General features: G+C 67.6%; 1 protein-coding gene. It reads right to left on the reverse strand.

Going from position 1 to position 392, the window contains the following annotated elements; genetic code table 11:
- Nucleotides 1–392, reverse strand: a 392-nt coding sequence (locus K9U40_RS24505) for a S1 RNA-binding domain-containing protein (RefSeq protein ID WP_282892633.1), incomplete at both ends; no start/stop codon positions are given.

Here is a 392-nt window from a genome sequence, read left to right on the forward strand (position 1 = left end):
CATGCCCTTCGGGTACTCGAGCTGGTCCATCGCCTCCTTCAGCTCGGCGCGGTCCTCGCCCTCGATGCGGCGCGACACGCCGCCGCCGCGCGGGTTGTTGGGCATCAGCACCACGTAGCGGCCGGCCAGGGACACGAAGGTGGTCAGGGCCGCGCCCTTGTTGCCGCGCTCTTCCTTCTCGACCTGGACCAGCAGTTCCTGGCCTTCGCGGATCACGTCGTTGATGCGGGCCTGGCTGGGCGACACGCCCTCGGCGAAATACTGGCGGGAGATTTCCTTGAAGGGCAGGAAGCCGTGGCGGTCCTCGCCGTAATCCACGAAGCAGGCCTCCAGGCTCGGCTCGACGCGGGTGACGACCGCCTTGTAGATGTTGCCCTTGCGCTGTTCGCGTC

The sequence above is a fragment of the Xanthobacter autotrophicus genome, from assembly GCF_030015065.1.
GTDB lineage: Bacteria > Pseudomonadota > Alphaproteobacteria > Rhizobiales > Xanthobacteraceae > Xanthobacter > Xanthobacter autotrophicus_D.